This is a genomic window from Streptococcus australis (assembly GCF_047463015.1).
In the GTDB taxonomy this organism is placed as follows: domain Bacteria; phylum Bacillota; class Bacilli; order Lactobacillales; family Streptococcaceae; genus Streptococcus; species Streptococcus australis_F.
In genome coordinates, this window is sequence record NZ_JASHER010000007.1 from 21,951 (window position 1) to 43,991 (window position 22,041).

Sequence of the window (22,041 nt, forward strand, 5' to 3'; positions counted from 1 at the left end):
TTCTTTCTATCTTTATTCTACCGCGCTTTTCTTTTCTTGTCCGCTATTTGTATCTATTTTTTACTCCAATTCAAAAGAAAGTTGTTCTTGCTTTTCTTTTCCTTTTTCATGGAATTGTCTTAAGGCCTGATCAATAATATCTAAATCCGTTTCCGTTTCAATCAATGGCGCGAGTACATCGTATTCGGCCTTTTTAGTTTGATAATCCTCTTCCTTTGGAAAGTTTTTCTCAATTTCTACCTTAGCAGTATTCCATTTATCCTTTAATTCATCCAATAAGTTCTGAGTTTTCACTTGGTCCTCTTTAATGTGATCAATCGTATGCTGAAGCCTTTGAATTGTCCCCAAAGGAGAGTACAAATCTAAACTGACAGAATATTGATTTTCTCCTACAATCTTAACAGAGAAGGTTTCAGGGAGAGGTTGATTTGTTGGAAGACTAAGCATTTTAATGTCAAATCCTCGATAACTTGCTAGGGTACGAAATTCTTTGCTGTCAGATTGATTATGACGGATAAGACGGTGTAGGGATTCACCTGCTTCAGCTCGTTGCTCAAAAGCTTGCTTACCTACTGTCATAGAAAATGATTGGTCTTTCGACATTTCAGACTGTTGAATGTCGCCTTCATACTTGCTTAATCGTTTCTCAAGAATGGGAATATTTTCTTCACAGTAAGAGATTGTATGACGATAGTGATCCTTGCTGCGTTGAAAGGCGCGTCTTTGATTTTCTAATAGAGTTAGATCATTCTCTAGTTCCATCTTATATTTGAGATATGGATTACCTGTTGCTAGTGCTTTAAAATCAGAAGCTGTCATGGTCTGTTCATCAATGTCTTCCGCAGCACGAATCGGCTCCTTAGAAGTCATAATCTGCTTAATATAACGAAGTTTGTTCTCCTGAGTTGCCCATAGATAATTATCAAATGAACCTTTGGTAATGTAGTGGTAAATATCCACTTCCTTGTTTTCATTTCCCTGTCGGATAATCCGTCCATTGCGTTGCTGAATGTCACTTGGTCTCCACGGTACATCCAGGTGATGAACTGCTTTCATCTTGCTCTGAACATTTAAACCTGTTCCTCCTTTTTCAGTTGAGGCAAGTAAGATCCGCACCTCTCCTGCATTGACCTTTCGAGACAAACTATTCTTCTTTTCATCACTATTGGCATCATGTACAAAGGCAATTTCCTTACTAGGGACTCCTCTATCAACTAATAAAGCCTTAATCTCAGAATAAACATCAAAGCCATTGTCCTTTTTCTTAGGTGTTCCAATATCTGAAAAAATCATCTGAGTAGCCTTATTTTCCATTCCTTCACGATAAATTCTTTCAACATTATCCACTACCTGAAGCAGTTTATGATTGTCTGCTAGACTATAACTAGAGTCTAATAAACGCATATCAATAGCTAGTTTCCGTGCCTCACCTGTTATCTTTAACATGTTATCCTGGCTTGGATCAACTGTTCCACATTTAACCGCATCTGACCTCATAACTAATTCTTCTAAATAGAGTTTCTGGTTTTCAGTTAACTCACTCTCAATAGGTATAATACGAGCTTCTGGAACAGGTAAATCCAACATATCTTGTGTTTGAATGTCGGCTGTTTCTTTATAGATTTTCATCAACTCAGGTAGATTGACAAACTTTTTAAATCGTTTCTTAGGTTGGTACTTATCCCCTGTAGGAGCTAATTCCATAGAGTTTTGAATTTCTCCAAAAGCACCTACCCAAGAGTCAAAATAATCAACTTGATAGCGTTTTAAGATATCCGGTTGAATGTAGTTCATCATAGTATACAACTCACTAATAGAATTGGAAACAGGTGTTCCTGTCGCAAAGACAATATTTTTAAAATCATGTTCTTCCTGAATCTGTCGAACCTTCATTTCCATATCCACGTTCTTCTTAGAGGTTGTATTGGTAATCCCTGCTACATTTCCAAGTCCAGTAATTGGACGAATATTTTTAAAGTGATGTGCTTCATCCACAAAGAGAAAATCAATTCCTAAGTTCTCAAAATCAATAAAACTATCACGATTGAAACGTTGGAGTTCTTCCAATTGTTTCTCTAGACCACTTATTGATTGTTCTGCTTCTTTAACGGTATACTTATTTTCAGAATGTGTTTTAATCTCTCGTAGTTCATTGAGTTTATCCTCGATATAATTCATCTGTCTTTCTTTACTGACAGGGATTTTTTCAAATTGAGAATCCCCAATGACAATGGCATCGTAATCTCCTGTAATAATACGTGACACAAATTGTTTTCTTCTCGCCTTCACAAAATCTTTCTTAGTGGTCACAAAGACTTTTTTAGTAGGGAAAAATTTCATGATTTCTTGGCCAAATTGAGCAGACAAACTAGAGGGCACCACATACAAGGGCTTATGAACCATCCCCAACTCTTTTAATTTAAACCCAGCACCAAGCATGGTCAAGGTCTTTCCTGAACCTACCTCATGAGCTAATAAAGCTCTTTTTTCTTCTACGATTCTTTGAATGGCATTCTCTTGATGAGGGCGAAGACTGATGTTTTGTGCCAAGCCATCAATGACTAGATGGCTACCATCATACTCTCGACTAACCGTTCGATTATAAAGACGATTGTAACTTTCTTCAATGACTTGTTGGACTTCTGGATACCGTGAGACAAATTCTTGAAAGAGCTCTTGTAAATGCTGCTCTTTTGCTCTTAGAACAGAGGTTTTTTCCAAATCTGTGATGGTCTTTTTCTTTTCCCCTTCCGTAACAGTCATAGTAATAGTCGGTTGGTTCGAATTAAGTAAATTCTCAAAAATCTTTCTTCCTGTATCATAACGTGAGCCACTGACTCCAAGACTACTATCTTTGGCACTTGGATAGCGATAAGCAAATGATGTCCTTAAATGAACCTGCCCATCGACAGGATTCACTTCAATGACTTGTTCAACATCAGGCGAAGACAATTCAAATTCACGGTTGGTAAAACATTCAAAGGCAAATTTACCATAAACGGATTGAGGAATCCAACGTGACCCTATTTTAAACTCAATATCTGCCAGATGAATCCTTGGAGGGCGAACAGATTCTAACAAATCTAAAGCATGAGACCAGTCACATTCTTGATTGTTTTCCTCTACTAATAGTTGAACTACTTCTATCTTGTTGAGAATATCTCCTGACAAAAACTGGTTCTTAGAAAGATATTTTCTTTCCCCTCTTAAATAGCTTTCTGGATCCATTAAGATCTGGTCACCCAACTCATCTAAAATAGCTGCTTGGCTATGTTCGGGATAAATTGATACCATATAGTCTAAATCAACCCCTCTACCATCCGATAAACTAGAGTTTAAGGCATCTAGAGCAGTTGAAACTCTTGCAATCACTCTCTCTGGCCTAACCAATGCTTTCTCAAAGGCTAAAGATTTTTTATATTTTACTTTCTGATCTTTAGAATCAATGTATTCATCTTCTAAACTTGCTAGTAAAGAATACTTATCGTCACTATCAAATAAGTTCCGATTAACGGAGGCATTCAAGTATCCAAATTGACTTACAAAGCGGTCATAGTCACGATTGAGTTTACTAAGTAATACCTGAAAATCTGTCCGACTATAATCTTGATGACGTTGAATTTCAATTAAGGATTGATAGGTCTCTCTCAAATCAACCATGCCCTTAATGCGACCAATATCCTTATCCGATAAGGGACTTTCATAAAAGACAGTTTTTTTGAACAGTCCCTTATATTTCCCTCTTTTACTCGCTTCTTCTGACTTGTAAACATCTAGTGCTTCCTCATCTGTCAAATGAAGTTGCACAAATCGATCTATTTTATGTTCAGACAAAGAACTGTCCCAAGCTTTAAAATCTCCATTCTCATCTACATAATAACTAATTTCGTCTACTTTTGAACTGTTCCGAATGCCATGCGTATCTCGGTAATAAATTTGATTTCCCTCGTATCCAAAAGAATAGAGCGCTAAGTCCTCACGTATACGACTTGGGATAGAATTATCCACTTCTTCTTGGATAAAAACAGGTGCTTTCAAAGAATTGTCAATTTGTTTAAGTGCTTCCACATTCTCTAATGCTTTCATTATGTCAGTAGCTAATGTTTCTGATACCCCCTTAACATTGAGAGTACCTCCATTAAAATTACGTACCTCATATTCACCCAAAACTTGTGTATTGTATTTCCCATCAAAATATGGATTGATCCAGACACGCTTATCCTCCTCAAAGGGAATAGAACCATTAAAAACAAGTTCCTCTTCATTAAGATTCTTTGCTTGGTCCTTTTGAAAGAAGAGGAGATCTGTAGTCACTCGGGTACCTGCAATCTTTTTAAAAGCCGTATCTGGCAACCGAACTCCCCCTAAAAAATGAGTGTTGGATTTAATCTCTTGTAAGACATTATCTGTCCGCTTATCCATTGTGCCAATAGATGAGATAATCGACACTTGTCCTCCGTCTCTTACTAAATCAAGTGAGTGTTTGACAAAGTAGTCGTGAATCATATAAGGTTTATCATAGTTTTTATCGGCAATGCGAAAATTTCCAAAAGGAACATTCGTTAAGACTAAATCAAAACTATTATTTTGATAGGGAACTTCTTCAAATCCTCGCACTTCAATATGGGTATTGGGGTGGAGTTGTTTTGCGATTGCGCCTGTCACACTGTCTAATTCAACCCCATAGAGTTCTGATTTATCTCGTATACTTCTAGGCATAGCCGCAAAGAAGTTCCCAGTTCCCATAGAAGGATCTAATATCCTTCCTCCCTCAAAACCATCATCCAGTAACTTTTGCCAAATCTGGCGAATAATCATTGGGTCTGTATAATAGGCTGTGAGAGAACTTTGTTTCATAGTGGAGTATTCTGATTTACTTACTAAACTCTTAAGAGTTAAACGTTCTGTTTCATACTTTGGATTGAGTTCATCAAAAAATTCATTGGCAAGGCCACCCCATCCGACATACTTGGCTAGTAGTTCTTGTTCTTCTGGATTTGCTTGTCGTCTCTCTTTTTCTAATCTTTTAACAAGTTCAATTGCGGCGATATTCGTTTCAATTTTTTCTCGATTTGTCTTAGGATAAAAGTCCTCTAAATCATCTGGAAAAACAAAATCTTGAACAGGAATATCCAACTCTTCTACACTTGAAATAAGTGGTGTTGATTCTGTTTCCTTATCTTTTTCCTTTTCTTCTTCCAGGTAGGAAAACAAATCTATTTCCTGATTTTCACTTGATGAATCAATCTCTGAATCTTCTTTTTCAAGTTCTACGATAGACAATACTTGTTCAATCTCTTCTAAACTGTTCAAGTATAAGATAGGACTTTCTTCAAATAACTGGTTGGAATCATTGAATAGCTCTAGGCGAACTAAGTTATTTAACTGTGCATTTTCAATCGAAACCAACTGAAATACTTGTCCTTTATAACTTACTTGTGAACCGATTGGATATTCCCTCAAAGCTTCTTCTACAATTTTATCGACATTAGAAAAAGAGTTCGTTTCTTCCGTTTCCTGTTCAACATCACTTGAAGGAGACAAAGATTCCTCTACTTGATTAGACTTTTTTCTTATAGCCTTTACTTCATCAAAATGAGTAATAATCTTCAGCTTTTGTGTCAGTGGGAGTTGTGTGTAGTTTTCTTCATGATGGACAAGATCCGTCACGGTATCTAAAGTAGCCATCAATTCTGAACCCAAATAAGCTAGAACATCTCCCTCTTTTTCTTCAAAATGAATCTCAATAACTTCTTTTTTAAGCTCTTTTGAGTCAACCATTAGAAGAAATTCCTCTATATCTCTACTAATACGGTCAGATAGATTATTCGCAACCCGATAGACATTGACTAAATTGACATCCTGATTTTGATGAAATACAAGCTCACTTAATGGTTCTAACTTCTCTTTTCCAGATTGGATGTGAAATCGAGTGGAAAGGTTATAGGTTGCGACTTCTAGCACCAAGTTTTTCTCCCAATTGCTTAATTGAGATAATTTATCTAGACCTGCTTGTCCAAAATTTCTTGTGTAACTTTCTAGATCTTGGTCATTATTTTCAGAACTGGCCTCTAGGAAAGAAATAATATCTTGATGAAATGAATAGACATGAGGTATCTCTTTTATCTTGCCCTCTTCAGCCAAAAAACTCTCTACCAAGTCTTGCCATTTCTCATCAAAATGTTGCGCTTGATAACGAAGAAATAGGCCCATTTTCTCCCTATCTTTTGGAATTGTTCCACGAAACATAGCCAATAATTGCATTACTTCCATACTCGCTCCTTTCATCTATACGAAAATAGGAGAATCACATGATTCCCCTACAACTCTATCTCCATTTCAACCTCTTGAGGACTGGTTTCTAAATCACTAGACAAAAGAGAAACGGCATCTGTTCTCATGTAGTAAGTATATAAGTCTTCTAGGTCTTGTTGGTTTTCAATCCCTGTTTCAATACTAATCAGAGCCTGTATAAATTCCTTGTAGTGACTCTCCATCATATCTGAAATCTTTTGTTTCATTTCCATAAATACTGAAGACGGTTCAGTTATACTTGTTTGGCCCATGTCTTGTAAATCCTTTTCTAAGGGATTGGTTCCTTCTTCTACTTCTACTAAATCTGAACGACCATCACCATCAGAATCTGCGCTAAGAGGATTGGTTCCTAGCGTCAATTCTTGAGCATCAGTTAGTCCATCTTGATCCGAATCACGTTGATAAATGGCTTCCATATACTTCCTTCTTTCCTAGTTAATCTTTTTTCACTCCAATCCTATCAAATATTCCTTGAAAGAAGTATCACAACAAAAAAAGAGAACGAGCCAAAACTGCGTTCTCCTTAAAATGTAAAACATTACTATTAAAGTAAAAAAGACGACTTACAGAACCTGTAAGCCACCTAGTCAGTCGGTTTATTCTGGTGTCTACCACCGCTTGGCCCTTGAGATTTCAAAAACTCATAAATATGTTTTGCTCATTCAAACTCATCCCCACCAAACTGACTAATTGCTGGTAAAATAGTAGTCTGAAGTTGAATGACTTTTGGGAAATAAAATTGAAGATTGACATACACCAATTTTTCTTTCTTGTTCTTATACTTTTGATAAGAAACTTTCAAACCTGTATTATCTGGTGTTTCACCGATAACATCACCCGTTAGAACTCTTGTCCCCTCAATCGCACGGCCATTATGAATGGAATATAAGGTTAAACGACTCCCATTCTCTCCTTTTCCGTTAGTGATAAAAAAAAAGGAGGACTTCTACACTTTGGCGTAAAAAGTCCTCTTTTAGAAATGTATTCTTTTTCTATTATATTATTTAATAACGCATAAAAATTTTCCTAAACAAAATATCTTACTTTCACACGATAAAAGAAATTCACATACACTTATATTTTCTATTATCATGTCATGATATTTCATATTTTTATCTCCTTACATCTTTAAATCTCCTTTATTTTGATTTTTCAAATATGAGTATCACTATGGATATTTACAAATATATAACATTGTCAGCTATCGAATTTAAAAATTCTTGGTCATGTGAAACAATGAATATTATTTTCTTATCGCTTTTACATTCGTTGATCAGATGGGATATGTTCATCATATTGCAATAATCCATTCCACTAGTAGGCTCATCAAAAAACATAAGTTTAGATTTTTTACATAGTACAGATGCAATTGCTACCCTTTGCTTTTGTCCACCTGACAAGCTCATTGGATGACGATCTTTTGATTCATATAAATCAAGTTTTTTCAGAATATTTTCAACATAACTACTTTCAATATTTTTTATTCCAAGACCTACTTCACTTGCAATAGAATCGGTAAAAAGCTGATGATTAACATCCTGCATTACAAGGGATGATATTTTTAGCCTATCTGATTTTGAAAGTCTTTTGCCGTCCAAATAGATTTCATCCTTCGATTTTCTTTCTAAGCCTATAAGGCATCTGAGCAAAGTGGATTTACCAAGTCCGTTTGTTCCTACTATGCCGTAAATTTTTCCCATTTCAAAAGAGAGGTCTTTTAAATGCAATTTTTTATCTATGCCATTAAACTTAAATTCAATGTTTTTTACTTCTAAATTTCCCTTATTTTCATTTTCGGGTACTGTAAGTTTTACTCTATTCTTATTTCTTAAACCTAACTTCTTTAGCTTTTCAGACGGTATTTTCATAAAATCTATTTGAGTATATTCCTTTTGTATTTCCCCATCTTTAATCAAAAAAACTCTATCTACAATATCCATTAGATAAAATATTCTATGTTCTGAGATTATAAGAGTTTTCCCCTTATCTTTAAGTTTTATAAGCATTTCTTTTATGATTAAAATGTTTTCTTCATCAAGATTTGATGAAGGCTCATCTAAAACAATGATTTCCGTTCCAGATATATAACTTGCAGCAATACATAAAATCTGCTTTTCTCCACCCGAAAGCTTAAAAATATCTCTATTTAAAAGATGTTCTATCGGAAACAAATCCAACATATCATTTAGTCTTTCATCCATTTGTTTTTTTGAAAGTCCTATATTCTCCAAATAGAGAAGTAATTCAAGAGTAGTATTTATATTGAAAAAGTGTGTCTTTGGATTTTGAAATACATTTGATACTAAGAGCGATATTTCGTATAATTCGAGGTTTTTAATATCTTTATTATCAATCCTGATGGTTCCACCCATAGAAGCTCCATCATATCGTACAGCTAACCCATTGATAGAATTTATAATTGAAGATTTTCCGCTACCACTTTTCCCAGTAAATAATACACATTCGCCTTTTTTTACATCTAAAGAAATGTTTTTTAACACTTTAGGAGAATTTCCATAAGATAGAGATAAATTTTCAATTTCTACCATAAAGCTCCTCCTATAACCATAATCAGTATTGAAAGCACATAAACAAAATCAACTGTTTTCGTTTTGACGGATATGTACCTAGTTTTTTTAACAGGATTTTCAATACATTTTGTTTCTGCTGCCTTTGCAATATCATCAGAAATATTAGAAGACATAACAAGTAAAGGCACAATTACATACTCGATGTATGAAATTGGATTTTTAAATGTAATACCCCTTATTTTCATAGCAAGTTTTATATTGTGACTTTCTTCCCTAAATGAAGGAAAAAACCTAAACATTACAGCAATTGGTATAGAAACAGTACGAGGTAAATTCATTTTATCCATTGAGGATATTACACTTCCTACATCCGATGTTTTTAAAAAAAAACTTCCCGCACTAAATGGAAGATAAAACATCTTACATACAGCAAATAGCATAAAAAACATCATTAAAATCGCATTCATATTTCTAATTACATCAAGATTAGGTATCAAAGAAAGAACCCCAAAAAATGATATGTTTTTTAAGGCTTCTTTCTTAAATCCATTCATTAAAAAAAGAAATGAAATAAGAAGCACAATTCCCCATTCAAAATAGGTATTTACTTTATAAAATACAGCAAATCCAAGTGAAAAACTTACTAAAATTTTACTAATTGGATTGGGATTATATGGATTGTCTAAAGAAACGAGCATTATACAATACCAGCTTTTTCGAAATGCTTTTTCAAAAAGACTTTACCGATATATGCGCCGAGTATCCCGCCGACAACAGCACCGATATATACTAATACCATACTTCGATAATTCAAAAGTGCTATGAGCTTCATTATATAATCGTGACCCATACCGCCTGTTTCCGCCAGTTTAATAACCTTGTCTTTAGCCAACAAAACTTGCATAAGGAAACCACAAATCCAAGTGTTGAATACGACAAATGAGAGCATATTAAATTTAAATGATTTATATTCTCCTTTTTTTCTTAAAAGTTCCGCAATTGCCATACTGATTACAGCATGTATCAATATTACATATGTATTTCCCATTGCAATTGCTAAAAGACTACAAATCAACCCAAGTATAAATAATCCCCATGATTTTTGAACTTTTGCCATAAAGAGCATTATAACTATTCCTGTTATAATGCCTGCCAGTGTAGGGTATGCCAAGTATAAAATCGGTACAATACCAATCATTCCCGAAGCAAACATAAGTACAAAATATATTACTGTAAATACACCTATCGTAACTAAATCTTTAATTCTTAATTTTTCCATTTTTATATTTTCCTTCTAAATAAGTTTTCACTGAATATTTGATTTTCTAAGCATTGCTTTATAAAATTCCGAGCTTTTACAAAGTTCTTCATCTGTCCCTATCGCTTCTATTTTTCCGGCATTTAATAAAACGATTTTGTTTGCATTTCTTATTGTTCTTAATCTATGAGCAATAACAATTGCCGTTTTTTCTTTTATAAGTTCGGATAAAGCCTCTTGAATTAGACTTTCATTTTCAACATCCAGAGATGCTGTAGCCTCATCAAGCAATATGATTGGTGCGTCTTTTAGTATTGCCCTTGCTATTGAGATTCTTTGTCTTTCTCCGCCTGAAAGTCTTTGTCCGTTTTCACCTATTACTGTATCTATTCCATCCGGCATTTTGTCTATAAATTCATAACATCTTGCTATTTTAGCCGCTCTTATAATCTCTTCATCTGTAGCATCTTTTTTACCGATTTTTATATTATCTTTTATGCTTGAATTAAAAAGAGTAACATCTTGGAAAACGATAGAGAAATTTTTAAGGAGTGTTTCCGGATCAATTTTACCGATGTCCTCTCCCCCTATCAAAATCTTTCCTTTATCTATATCCCAAAATCTTGCAGCAAGCTTGGTGAGAGTTGTTTTTCCGCTTCCGCTTGAACCGATTAGCGCAGTGATTTCACCCTGCTTTGCAGTAAAGCTCACACAATTTATTACAGAATAATCATCATATCCGAAATAAACATCCTTGAACTCAATATCGTAATTTTTAATGTCAATATCTTTTTTGCCTTTTTGAACAGGCATGGTCTTTATTTCCTTTATTCTCCCTACAACCGCATCAAGCATAACTATCATTGACATAAAGGTGATTATTCCTTCTATAGGAAGATAAATACTTGCTGTAAGCATTAAAAATGCGATATAAACCAGCGCACTTACCTCCCCTGCCATAAGCATGTTGACGCCGATAACGGCAACACTTATAATTCCAAGCTTTAAAATTGCGGCAGCTATTCCTGTAAGTGTTCCGGCTACAACTTCACCTTTCGTCTTCTGTTTTGTGGATGCATTTAATTTTTCAAAAAAATCATTTAACATCCTATCTTCTAAGTTGTAAGATTTTATTTGCTCTATCTGCTCTATATTTTCCTGTAGATTATCAAAAACCTTACGATTATCATCTATCCAGCCTTGTACTATTTTTTTCTGACTTTTCTTTGATAAAAATATAATCAAAATAGAAATGGGAATTACCCAAAGGGCTGCAAGTGCAAGTTTCCAATTATAGAAGATAAGCATTAAAGCAATAATACTTGTGGATATAGCCGTTGAATATATATGAGGTACAGCATGAGAAAAAATTGTTTCATATAAGTTCATGTCATTCATCATGGTTTCCGCAAGGTCTGCCAAATCTCTTTTACCAAAATAAGAAAGAGGTAATTTCTTTAACTTTTCCGCTAACTCAATTCTTGAATTTGCACTCTCGTTGTACACATTGGTGTAAAGTCTTACATAATCCCACCTCGCTATTAAGAACATCACAATCATCATTACTACAATTAGTGCAATATAATGAACAGAAGTAAAATTGTAACTCTCAATACTTTTTAAAATGCCTATATACTGAAACAGAAACATAAAACCGATCATTGGTGCGAACAATTTAGTTAAATTAACAAGCGTGTGTGAAAATATGGCTTTTTTTAAGTTAAGAGCGCCTTTTTCTGACATCGCATATTTTTTCATAAAATAAGAAACCATATGTTTAACCTCCTATCTTCCAATTTACGGATTTTTGATATTCTTCCCAAAGTTTTTTGTAAGGCCCACTCATACCGATTAAATCTGAATGCTTGCCTTCTTCTACAATTTTCCCCTTATCAATAACAAGAATTTTATCCGCATCTACTACTGTAGATAATCTATGAGCAATCATCAATGTTGTCTTGTTTTTTGATAGCTTCTTAAAAGACTCTTGAATCAAATGTTCATTTTCAGGATCTGCAAAGGCTGTAGCTTCATCTAAAATGATAATATCTGCATCTTTCAAAAAAGCTCTCGCTATAGAAATCCTTTGAGCCTCTCCTCCTGAAAAATATGTGCCTTTAGTTCCGTAAACAGTATCAAGTCCTTTATCTAAATTTTTAATAATATCTTTAGCCCCTGAATTGATTAAGGCATTGTCAATTTCTTCATTAGTTGCATCAGGCTTTCCGATTAAAAGATTATCTCTTAAACTCATTTTAAATAGTTTAGAGTTTTGAAAAACAAAAGCAATTTTTCTCATTAAAGCCTCTTTTTCAAAATCTTTTATATTAATTCCTCCAATATAAATTTCACCTGTTTTAATATCGTAAAATCGTGCAGCAAGCCTTGCTATAGTAGTTTTACCACTGCCTGATGATCCGACTAAAGCAACTCGTTCTCCTTTATTCACCTTAAATGAAATATCGTCTAATACATTTTCATCTTCATAAGAAAAGCTTACATTTTTAAACTCTATCCCAACATCAGAACTTGTTTTATTTCCATAAACAAAATCATCAAACTCAAGTATATTTTCAATTTTATCTAAAGCAAGTTCTGCAAAATAACTGTATTGTGTAATCGTCGCAGTTCTCATAATAAAAGTAGCAAATGCCGGTCCTATTAGGAAGTAAATAACAGAATCTGCAACTACATTAGATAAGTTTCCATTAAATTTTATTAAGAGTAATGCCACAGGTACCAAGAAAAATGCCGTCGATGTAGAAACGGTTTCAAACCACGACATTTTATTCGTATAACTCATAGTAAGCTTAAGTACATTGTCTTTTGTTTTTATGATTAACGAATATAACTTATCAAAGCTCTCAACACTTTGTGCAAATGTTTTAACAACAGGAATTCCTCGAACATATTCCACAGTCTGAGAAGATAAATCGGAAAGTCCTGCATAATACTCATCCTTCATTTTTTTTGTTTCGGTTGTCATCATAGATGACATCAATGTCATACCGATAATCATCGGTATCATACTGGCAAGTCCTAACTTCCAGTTAAACACGAAGAAAAATACAAGCAGGACGATTGGCGATATAATGGTCATCGCCATATCAGGAAGTTGATGCGCTATAAAAGAATGGGTTTCAGACGCTCCGGACACAATTACATTTCTTATCCTTCCGCTTTCTTTGTCATCGAAATACCCAAGCGGTTTGTTTATTAGTTTTGTTACGGAAGTCTTAATAATGTTATCTTCCACTTCAAATGCAAAAATATGGGATAAAATTAAACCTATTAGGTATATAAAAAGCCCCAGAACGGCAAAGACTGCTGCATAAATTGAATTTTCCTTTACATAATCAAAATTCACCATCCCATTTAAAATTAAGTTATTTACAATTCTATGAATATATACCATAGGCATCAAAACCATGACACCTGATACAGCAGACATAACCATAGCAATATAGAGTAAAAAACTTTTTTCACCACCGTAAGCCATTAGTCTTTTCAGTATTGATTTCTTCTTATCCTTCACTGAACAACTCCTCCTTTTTTTAAAATTAGCAAACCCTATAAATAGCCTTTTTAGACTGATTTTAGAGGCTTGTTTTCAAACTCTTTTGCAATACGCATAGTTTTTCTTGTTTTTATCTATCATTTATTATATAATAAATGAGGATTTCAATCAATTAGATATGGCTAAATAAGTCTATTCGGGATAATGTCTATTCGGGATAAAATATAAAGCACGGAGGTATAATATGAGTGATTTTTATAACTTTGTTAAAAACTTTTTTTCTACAGATGAATCTATCGATAATACAAAATACTCCACTGTAGGACATGAATTCCGTTTTAGCACGGATAATGCAGAAGGCATATATTGGTTTTACGAGGGCGATAATTTCACTATTGATATTTATGATGTTTTCATAAAAAAAGAAATTATCCATACAAGTTTTTCTGGTTTGAATAATTTCTATTCCCTTTATTTATCTTATTTAGTTACAGCAAACGGTGAATGTTTTAATCCTTATCAAAATCTTTCTTCAAATTCACTTTATACTATAAATACAAAAAATTCTAAAGACTTTAGGTTTTTACTTCACAAAAACTCTCCTTATTTAGGAATCGGTATAAATTTCAATCAGTCCATGATAGAGCAATGCCTGTCCTCTTATAAGAATAAAGTCTGTAACTATGAAGATTTATTTTTTAATACCAGCATTATAATAAACAAGCCTTTAGAAAGAATCGCAAAAGATATCCTTAATTGCAAGATGGCATCTCCTGCTGCTGAAATCTTTTTTGAGTCAAAGGCAAAGGAATGGTTAAGTATTACAATAGACTCTTTTTTAAATAAGTACAGCAATCCACTATCTATTGCCGATGATGAGGCTTTGAAAAATGTCACCAATTATATAGACGATCATTATGCAACATCTATCTCACAGGATACTTTAGAAAAAATATCCACTATGAGCGGCACAAAACTAAAAAAGTTATTTAAGCAAAAATATCAATGCACAATTACAGAATATACTCAAAGACGGAGAATGAATATGGCGGAATTACTCCTACTGAACTCTACCCTTAAAATTCAAGATATAGCAGAGGCTGTAGGATATTCCTCTCACAGTAAATTTAGTACATGCTTCAAAAAATATAAGGGATTTTATCCCAAAGACATAAAAAAATATGCGAAAAATAATCTTTCTGATTAAATACATAAGGATTTAACTTTGGGGACGGTTGAGTTAGACCTTATTGGAAAATGTTAAAGTCATAATTGGTAAACCTAAATAAATTATACGTTTAGGTCTTGTTATTATCTTGTAAAATCAGTAAAGTAGCTAATTCTACTATTTTTAGGGAGTTAGTCACAAAGAAAATCAAACAGTTAGACTGACTGTTTAAGTATGAAAAAAGCAGATAAAAAATCCCTTGAGTAAATAACTTAGGGGATTTTAAAGGTTGGGATAGGGTATTGAAAAGCTCGTACAAAGTATAATAAAAATCCCCACCAAATTTTGAAAATCTATTGAAATGTATTGAAGTTTATTAGCAGAATACATAAGTGGAAAGCTTGATTTTAATACATTTAGAAGATTAATGAAAAAGAAATATCACACTTTCATTCTTATTAAAATCCTTATAACTGTATTTTGAATGATTTTCCCCAATCAAGCATCCCTCTCTCTTATAAAATATATACATTCAGTTGTATGAAATGTAATATTGTTCTTATCAGACTTGAAACTTTTACTAATCCAACTATTTATCTTACACATTTATTTTAAACCTACAGTATCCTATTTTCTTAATATTCTACAGTGTAACACTGCATTTATATTATAACGCTAATATGTTCAGAAAAGAAATACTTTGTAAGTCAATGTCTGTTATAACGGAAATTGTTAGAGATGTCTATCATGACAGAAATTGAGATAATGTCCATAACTTCCCTGAAGATAAATTATGTAATCACAAACTATTTCATATCCAATCTAGTGTAGGTTGTTTGGAGCATATCATCAACAAAAAAAGAACGAGCCAAAACTGCGTTCTCCTTATAATGATGAAAATATGTTTTATACCACAAAAGATATGTAAACTAATCTTTTAAATAATAAAAAAGTTCCGACGTTTGTAAATGTTTTGAGTAAATTGAAATTACTTTTTGACCTTCTGGAAATACTGTCTTTCTCTTCAAATCTAATAAAGATTGAGGAACAATTTTCTTTGATGTCTCTTTCAATGTTAATGCTAGTATCTGTTTTCTTGTACGTAGAGCATAATCAAACTCCAAATACAAATAACGTCCTGAACCAGTTAGATGAACATGCTTTCCCAATAACTCCTCAATAGATCCTAAAACTTGTAACTTTTGCATCGTGGTTCCATCATTTTTTATTTTCAACTCATCAATTATGACATGACTATTTAAACAATCGTCAAAGAAACTGCCTGCACCTTTTCGGTAATCAACACCACATAGGTGCATGAAATTAGTAGGTGAAAAATGAAGTTCAACACTTTCTATTTCCGTTTCATAATACATGATTTTGCCAACAAAGTGTTCTTTAAAAAAAGAAGCCGCAATTTGTAACTGAGTAAAAAAACGCTGAAGTTTTATTTTTTCGGTGTAATTTGGATTACGATAATCTCTAGAATTTTCCATATTTTCCTCACAAAAAAGGTGGTTTACAGAGTCTGTAAGCCACCTAGTCAGTCGGTTTATTCTGGTGTCTGCCACCGCTTGGCCCTTACGTCCAAGATTGCTATCGGATTTCGTTCTGGTGTCCGCCACCGCTTGGCCCTTATGTCCAAGATTACTATCAGATTGACCATGAGCCGACCACTCATCTACACTATTTATTCTACCTGAAAATTGTTAAAATTTCAAGTATCAACTTCTTTATTTCACCGTATAGGCAAAACTGATGGCACTATCTGCTTGAGAGATTTTTCTAAAGGTATAGTTAGGGTTGCCACCATAGTTTGTTTCAGACACGAGGAAAGAACCATCATCATAGATCTTCTCGACAAAAGCCACATGACCATACTCTGCTGGTGTACCATGTGTACCTCCCACAAAAGAAACAATAGCACCTGCTCTTGGTGTAGAACCCGTTTCCCCTCCAAGACTTGACGCTGTCGCAACCCAGTCCTGACCATTTCCCATGGTATTAATGATCGAAATCTTTTCTCCATTTCTACCTTTTAATTTTAAGCCTAACTGATTCATACGAGCCGCAACACCCCATGTACATTGTCCATAGGCATAGGCCATACCATCCCCACCACCAGGAACAGAATGCTCATACAAGTCTCCACGAACACCTTCAAGGGATTGCGGGTCACTTTTTGCCTGTCCTCCATTTGTTTGACTAAAGCCTTTTTCAATTTGGTAATACCATTCCGTGGCTCTAGTTTGTCTTTCCAGTAGTTTGTCTCCAGAATTTCCCTCCCAATAGGTGAGGAAGAGTTGGGCGAGATTGGCTGCACTGCCCGTATTTTTAAAGAAATCCTTTAACCAACTTTGATAGTAAGGACTATCCCCATGAAGCATAAAATCAAGTTGGAGGTCTAAATCATACCATTTCTTATTTTGGGTGCGTGCATAATTCAACAAGGCTGTATGCCGTGTTGACCCATCTGCGGTATCTGTCCATTGCCCTAACCCCAAACCTCTATGAAGAATATTAGGATAAGCACCTCCATAAATGGCTGGACCTCCAATTGCTAACCATGCTTCATCATCCCATGAGGAATCGGTAGCGCCAACTGGAGGAGATAAATAATCTCCTTCAGCTCGTTTTGGATTAATAGAAGACTCTACCGACCAATTTCCTAAAATAGCCGCAATGGCTTGGGGACTTGCCCCTTGAGATTTCAAAAACTCATAAATATGTTTTGCACGTTCAAACTCATCCCCACCAAACTGACCAATGGCAGGTAAGATAGTTGTCTGAAGTTGAATGACCTTTGGAAAATAAAATTGCGGATTGACATACACCAATTTTTCTTTCTTGTTCTTATACTTTTGATAGGAAACTTTCAAACCTGTATCATCTGGTGTCTCACCAATAATATCACCAGTTAAGACCCTTGTCCCCTCAATCGCACGGCCATTATGGATGGAATATAATGTTAAACGACTCTCATTCTCTCCTTTTCCGTTAGTGAGAATAACATTGTCACCGTCTAGAGATACAACACCATCCATTGGTGCGACAATCCTTTGGTGAGCCTTCGCTTCTAGTAGTATGTACTCCTGAAGGGTAGGTTTGCCGTCTAAATCATAGTATCCATAACGATAAGTCATGGTTAGACTATCTTCGTTGCTTTGTCCCTCAAACGGATTGTCTAATTCCTGCATGGAAGCATAGACACCTTCTTCTTTTAGTTCCTTCATTTCCTCTTGATCGTCTTTAGATAGTTTATACTTAGGAGTTTCATAAAGGTCTTGCATGGATTTCAAATCTTCCCCATCGTTTAAATCATGCCACAAAGTAGACAGATAATCCTTGTAAGTTTCTGAACTAAATAAGTGAACTGGTTTGTGTAACTCATAGTCATGGAATTTAAAGTTCATATACCCCATCACATCATCAACTTTTGTGTAATAGGTAATGCCTTTGTCATTTGTACGAGTATGTTCTGCGTCTTCCCAAGTTAGGTGGGTATAAGCTTTTGTTAATTCAAATTCATCTTGTTGAATCAAACTAGCAGATGAAAAACCTAAAAAGAAGCTCATCATAAGTAAAAGAAGAAAGACTATTCCTCCAACTATCCAGGTTGCAGGATTCCCAGCCGCAAATGTAAAGAAGGAAAAGGCTGCTTTTAGTTTTTGATAGATATTTCGGACACTTGTAAGACCTTGTTTCTTTAATTTTCGATACCGATTTTTAAAGGAACTTGGATTATCTTTCGCTAGTTTCCATCCTTTTCCATCCTTAAAATGATGGTATCGCTCTTTTGTGTTGGTCAGCCTTTTCTTGGTAAAACGACCTGTTGCTTGTCCTGTTTTGACACTAGCTTTTCCAAGATTATAAGAAAGCCGACTGTAGCGTTTCCCTTTTCTAATGGTCTCTTGAAGTGTGCGATAGCCTTCTAAATCTTCATTTTCTGAAGCTAACTCTCCACCTTCTCGTCCAAGGACATAAAGAAAAGTTTTGACTTTCCTGCTGACTTTTTGGGACTTATAGGCTTGTTTAGTAGATTTTAAATTCTCTTTTGCGTCCTTGACTTCTTTCTTAGCTTTTAATTCTTCTAAACTCTTCCCTTGAAAGAAAAAATTAGATTTTGCTTTCGATTCCTGACCGTAGAGAAATTTTTGATTGGTTTTTCTTTCTTTATGACTCTCTTTTCTTTCTTCTTTTGCTTCTACCTTGGCTTCTCTAAATTGCTTCTTGGCTATTTTCAATCGTTTCCTAGCATGAGGTAATCGTCTATCTCTTAATTCTTTGCGATTCAAAAGAGATGGAGGACTATTTTGAAGAATATGATTGTAGTCTTCATTTGCTTGTTTTACTCTAGCCTTTGAAACTTCTCTCATCTCCTCTAGCTTTTCTTTTATCTCTTTTTTCCATGCTTTTTCATCCAGTACAGCGGAATCTTTTTTCTGTTTCTTCACCTCCTTCTTTCCTTTTTTCAAGAATTTTTTCTCATCTTTTAGGCTTCTTCTAAATGCCTTTCGGGCACGTATGATTTCTCTTTTATCCTTCATTTACCTTCCCCTTAATTAGAAGCCATTTTATCAGGATCCGTACTCATGATATCAAACAATTGAGTACCTTGAGGAATCTTATTTTTAAAGGGAACAACAACTGAACCAGCTTTTATTAGTCCTGCCCCTTTTTCTGGATTGACTAGGTATTTTTCGAGTTCTTTTGACAAGCCTAAGAGTTGAACCAGTTCTTCTCGGTCATTTTTTGCCTGCTTGAGGAGAATCATAAATTCACTATTTGCAATAATCCGTCTACCATTTGGATCTAACAATAAGGTTTCGACGTTTTGAGTTATCCCAGTCGGACTGGCTCCATATTTTCTGACACGACTCCATAATTTAAAGAAGAAATCACTGGCATATTTATCTAATAAGAGAAGCTGCATTTCATCAAAATAAATCCAGGTTTTCTTCCCTAATTTTTGGTTCCGAACAACACGATTCCATATCTGATCAAACACTACCATAAGAGCGATTTGTTTCAGCTCATCTCCTAACTTCTTAACGTTATAAATCAAGAAATTAGATCCTGTCTGAATATTGGTCTTATGAGAAAAAATATCAAGAGAACCTTCGACATATAGTTCCATATCAAGTGCCAAATTCTGCGCTTCTTCTTCTGGCTGTTGACTCAAGACAAAAACCCATTCTTCCAAAGAAGGCTCTTTAAATGACTGATAGGTCAGTCTGGTGACTCGGTCGATAATCGATTTTTCTCTTCCATCCATTTTTCTATCCAATAACTTGCCGATAAAGGATAAAAGAAATTCTGATTTTACCTTTACAGGGTCTTCATCCATATTTTCCTCAGACAAGTCAAGGACATTGAGATAAGTTTGGGAATCAGGCGCAATATCAATCATTTCTCCCCCAAAAGCTCGTCCAATGACACTGTACTCTTCTTCTGGATCCACAATGATAATTTCAGTATTTTCACCAGATTCCTTGATTTTGGTCGTGATAATTTCATGCTTGGTTGCCATCCCTTTCCCAGCTCCAGATGTTCCTAAAATCAGACCAGACGGTGTATTTAATAGGCTTCGATCAATGGTAATAATATTGCTTGAGATTTGATTGATACCGTAATATTTCCCACTTCGGTCTTGTATGTCTACTGAAGTCCATGGAGAATTCACTGCTACATTGGACGTTAATAAACTCCGTGATACGCCCTCTAAAAAATCACAACCAAATGGCAGCAAACTATTAAAGGCTGCTTCTTGCATATATGGAAGTTTATCAATCATTAGGTCATTTGAGCCGGCCACTTGTTGGATAGTGTCTAGGGCTTGTTTGAGTTCTTCTTCATCCTGACCAAAGACCCCAATCAAGAAGACCGTTTGAAATAGTTTATCTCCTGTCTCGGTCATGGTTTTTAAGAGTTCCTCAGCTTCATCGATATTGCTTTCTAATACATGACCTACTTTTTCCAAATAGATACCTGTACGAGCTAGTTTTTGTTGTTCCCCAATCTTTTGAGATTCCATTAAGGTTTTCTTTGTTCGTAGTTTCTTCATGGCATCTGCCTTGGTCGAACTTTGAGCATGAAGGCTTACAATCAATTCCAGATCTCCTTGCATGAGGTCTCGGATAAACTGATCCCCTAATTCCATACCGTAGTCTCTCACATAGACAATCTGTAATAAGCGGTCATTGATTTGTAGGTAATTCTTGTTTTTAAAATCCAAGAGATTAGGTGCTATGAAGTGACGAGTTGTCTGGCCAGATCTCGTTAAATCACGATAAGAAAAAGGAAGATGGTGTTCTCCTCTAAGCATATCTGCCAACAAGTTCACCCGTTCTTCTCCAGTCAAGGATCCAAATCGAGCATCAATTTCTGAGAAACCACTCTTGAAATATTCGCCTATTTGAGACAAGGAACGATAAGCTTGTTTGGGATTAGAATCCTTTCTACCAAAACTAATCAGTTTCACAGCCGAAAAGTTATTTTCACCACTATCTAAATTTTGATTCATCATCCGATTCAATTCTTTACGATAGCTATCGTACCCATCTTCTTTTTCCTCATACAAAACACTGTGTCTGAATTTTTCTAAATTCAATCTTTTATTAAAAATGGTCAATTGGAAGTTGGTTTGGTCATCTAAAGAGTTAATCAAATCAGAATACTTCTCAATGATTGCTCCCTTATCTTCTAAACCAACAGTCTGGTAATTGACATCACCAAGTAAATAGCTTTGTGAAAAATAATCTTCTTTTACCTGCATCAGACCATTTTGATACAAGGCTTGATAGGAAAGAGTATTAGCCGTTGATGGTAACACTTCCTCTTTTTTCCCTTTAACTACTTCTTTCTGATTAGTCATTGAAGTTTTCTGTTTCTTTAATGTATTTGATTTTCTTATCATATTCAGGTCCTTTCTTTCCTGTAATTGTGCGTAGGGGAACCGTTAGTTCAAAATGAAGACGGTATTTCAAATAATGTTCAAAATATAAATCATTGGGTTTATAGACTCCAAAAAGCATGAGGGGGATGGTAAAGGCAAACACAAAACCGTAAACAAACCAATCCCCAAATTGCCAGAAAAAGAGATTCAAGCCCAAAACAATAATTGTGACAATAAAGGCTGGTAAAACAAAGATGATTTGTCTTGTAGTGAAGCCTAACCAAGCCCTGTGTTGGTATTTTGAGATGTCTTTAAAGACACGTGTATTCATGACTTTCCTTTCTAAAAAGGCTAAGA

13 protein-coding genes and 1 pseudogene are annotated in these 22,041 nt (G+C 34.7%); 2 read left to right on the plus strand and 12 right to left on the minus strand.

What is annotated here, in order from left to right; translation table 11 throughout:
- Window positions 1-60: 60 nt before the first annotated feature.
- From QM873_RS07325 to QM873_RS07360, 8 genes and pseudogenes are all read right to left on the minus strand, one after another.
- Complete coding sequence (locus QM873_RS07325) at window positions 61-6,273, minus strand: DEAD/DEAH box helicase family protein (protein ID WP_414279084.1); 6,213 nt, start codon at window positions 6,271-6,273, stop codon at window positions 61-63.
- A 47-nt stretch (window positions 6,274-6,320) separates the two neighbouring features.
- Window positions 6,321-6,731 carry a thrombospondin type 3 repeat-containing protein gene (locus QM873_RS07330; protein WP_000387515.1) on the minus strand — a complete coding sequence of 137 codons (411 nt, stop codon included), beginning with the start codon at window positions 6,729-6,731 and terminating at the stop codon, window positions 6,321-6,323.
- 245 nt (window positions 6,732-6,976) lie between these two features.
- Window positions 6,977-7,243, minus strand: a pseudogene (locus QM873_RS07335) (phage tail tip lysozyme); the annotation flags it as partial.
- Window positions 7,244-7,493: 250 nt separating this feature from the next.
- Window positions 7,494-8,864 carry an ABC transporter ATP-binding protein gene (locus QM873_RS07340; protein ID WP_048773348.1) on the minus strand — a complete coding sequence of 457 codons (1,371 nt, stop codon included), beginning with the start codon at window positions 8,862-8,864 and terminating at the stop codon, window positions 7,494-7,496.
- Complete coding sequence (locus QM873_RS07345) at window positions 8,858-9,547, minus strand: energy-coupling factor transporter transmembrane component T (protein ID WP_162837406.1); 690 nt, start codon at window positions 9,545-9,547, stop codon at window positions 8,858-8,860. The genes QM873_RS07340 and QM873_RS07345 overlap by 7 nt, the downstream gene beginning before the upstream one ends.
- Window positions 9,544-10,131, minus strand: a complete 588-nt coding sequence (locus tag QM873_RS07350) for an MptD family putative ECF transporter S component (RefSeq protein WP_042768183.1) — start codon at window positions 10,129-10,131, stop codon at window positions 9,544-9,546. Before QM873_RS07350 ends, QM873_RS07345 begins: the two co-directional genes overlap by 4 nt.
- A 21-nt stretch (window positions 10,132-10,152) precedes the next feature.
- Window positions 10,153-11,877, minus strand: a complete 1,725-nt coding sequence (locus QM873_RS07355) for an ABC transporter ATP-binding protein (RefSeq protein WP_084888027.1) — start codon at window positions 11,875-11,877, stop codon at window positions 10,153-10,155.
- 4 nt (window positions 11,878-11,881) lie between these two features.
- Window positions 11,882-13,639 (minus strand): ABC transporter ATP-binding protein, encoded by a 1,758-nt coding sequence (locus tag QM873_RS07360; RefSeq protein ID WP_000653339.1) that lies wholly within the window; start codon window positions 13,637-13,639, stop codon window positions 11,882-11,884.
- 226 nt (window positions 13,640-13,865) lie between these two features.
- Between QM873_RS07360 and QM873_RS07365 the strand changes: the two genes are divergently transcribed.
- Window positions 13,866-14,828, plus strand: coding sequence for a helix-turn-helix domain-containing protein (locus QM873_RS07365; RefSeq protein WP_048773342.1), 963 nt, complete (start codon window positions 13,866-13,868; stop codon window positions 14,826-14,828).
- Window positions 14,829-15,718: 890 nt separating this feature from the next.
- On the opposite strand, the gene QM873_RS07370 is transcribed toward QM873_RS07365, so the two are convergent.
- Complete coding sequence (locus tag QM873_RS07370; RefSeq protein ID WP_000431812.1) at window positions 15,719-16,285, minus strand: PBECR4 domain-containing protein; 567 nt, start codon at window positions 16,283-16,285, stop codon at window positions 15,719-15,721.
- 18 nt (window positions 16,286-16,303) lie between these two features.
- Here QM873_RS07370 and QM873_RS07375 point away from each other — a divergent pair, with 18 nt between their 5' ends.
- Window positions 16,304-16,492 (plus strand): hypothetical protein, encoded by a 189-nt coding sequence (locus tag QM873_RS07375; protein WP_075202690.1) that lies wholly within the window; start codon window positions 16,304-16,306, stop codon window positions 16,490-16,492.
- Between the two features lie 30 nt (window positions 16,493-16,522).
- Here QM873_RS07375 and QM873_RS07380 read toward each other — a convergent pair whose 3' ends face one another.
- The 3 genes from QM873_RS07380 to QM873_RS07390 are packed head-to-tail and all read right to left on the minus strand — an operon-like array spanning window position 16,523 to window position 22,015.
- On the minus strand, window positions 16,523-19,336 hold the full coding sequence (locus QM873_RS07380) for a phage tail tip lysozyme (RefSeq protein WP_048773339.1): 2,814 nt from the start codon (window positions 19,334-19,336) through the stop codon (window positions 16,523-16,525).
- A gap of 11 nt (window positions 19,337-19,347) precedes the next feature.
- Window positions 19,348-21,705, minus strand: coding sequence for a VirB4-like conjugal transfer ATPase, CD1110 family (locus QM873_RS07385; protein ID WP_414279085.1), 2,358 nt, complete (start codon window positions 21,703-21,705; stop codon window positions 19,348-19,350).
- A complete protein-coding gene (locus tag QM873_RS07390; RefSeq protein WP_001097590.1) occupies window positions 21,656-22,015 on the minus strand; it encodes a PrgI family protein in 360 nt (119 codons plus the stop codon). The genes QM873_RS07385 and QM873_RS07390 overlap by 50 nt, the downstream gene beginning before the upstream one ends.
- Window positions 22,016-22,041: the final 26 nt, after the last annotated feature.

Excerpts from the sequence above, each read along its gene's own strand:
- QM873_RS07370 (WP_000431812.1), bottom strand. The coding sequence starts at position 16,285 with ATGGAAAATTCTAGAGATTATCGTAATCCAAATTACACCGAAAAAATA.
- QM873_RS07365 (WP_048773342.1), top strand. The coding sequence starts at position 13,866 with ATGAGTGATTTTTATAACTTTGTTAAAAACTTTTTTTCTACAGATGAA.
- QM873_RS07330 (WP_000387515.1), bottom strand. The coding sequence starts at position 6,731 with ATGGAAGCCATTTATCAACGTGATTCGGATCAAGATGGACTAACTGAT.
- QM873_RS07355 (WP_084888027.1), bottom strand. The coding sequence starts at position 11,877 with ATGGTTTCTTATTTTATGAAAAAATATGCGATGTCAGAAAAAGGCGCT.
- QM873_RS07380 (WP_048773339.1), bottom strand. The coding sequence starts at position 19,336 with ATGAAGGATAAAAGAGAAATCATACGTGCCCGAAAGGCATTTAGAAGA.
- QM873_RS07340 (WP_048773348.1), bottom strand. The coding sequence starts at position 8,864 with ATGGTAGAAATTGAAAATTTATCTCTATCTTATGGAAATTCTCCTAAA.
- QM873_RS07390 (WP_001097590.1), bottom strand. The coding sequence starts at position 22,015 with ATGAATACACGTGTCTTTAAAGACATCTCAAAATACCAACACAGGGCT.
- QM873_RS07325 (WP_414279084.1), bottom strand. The coding sequence starts at position 6,273 with ATGGAAGTAATGCAATTATTGGCTATGTTTCGTGGAACAATTCCAAAA.
- QM873_RS07385 (WP_414279085.1), bottom strand. The coding sequence starts at position 21,705 with ATGATAAGAAAATCAAATACATTAAAGAAACAGAAAACTTCAATGACT.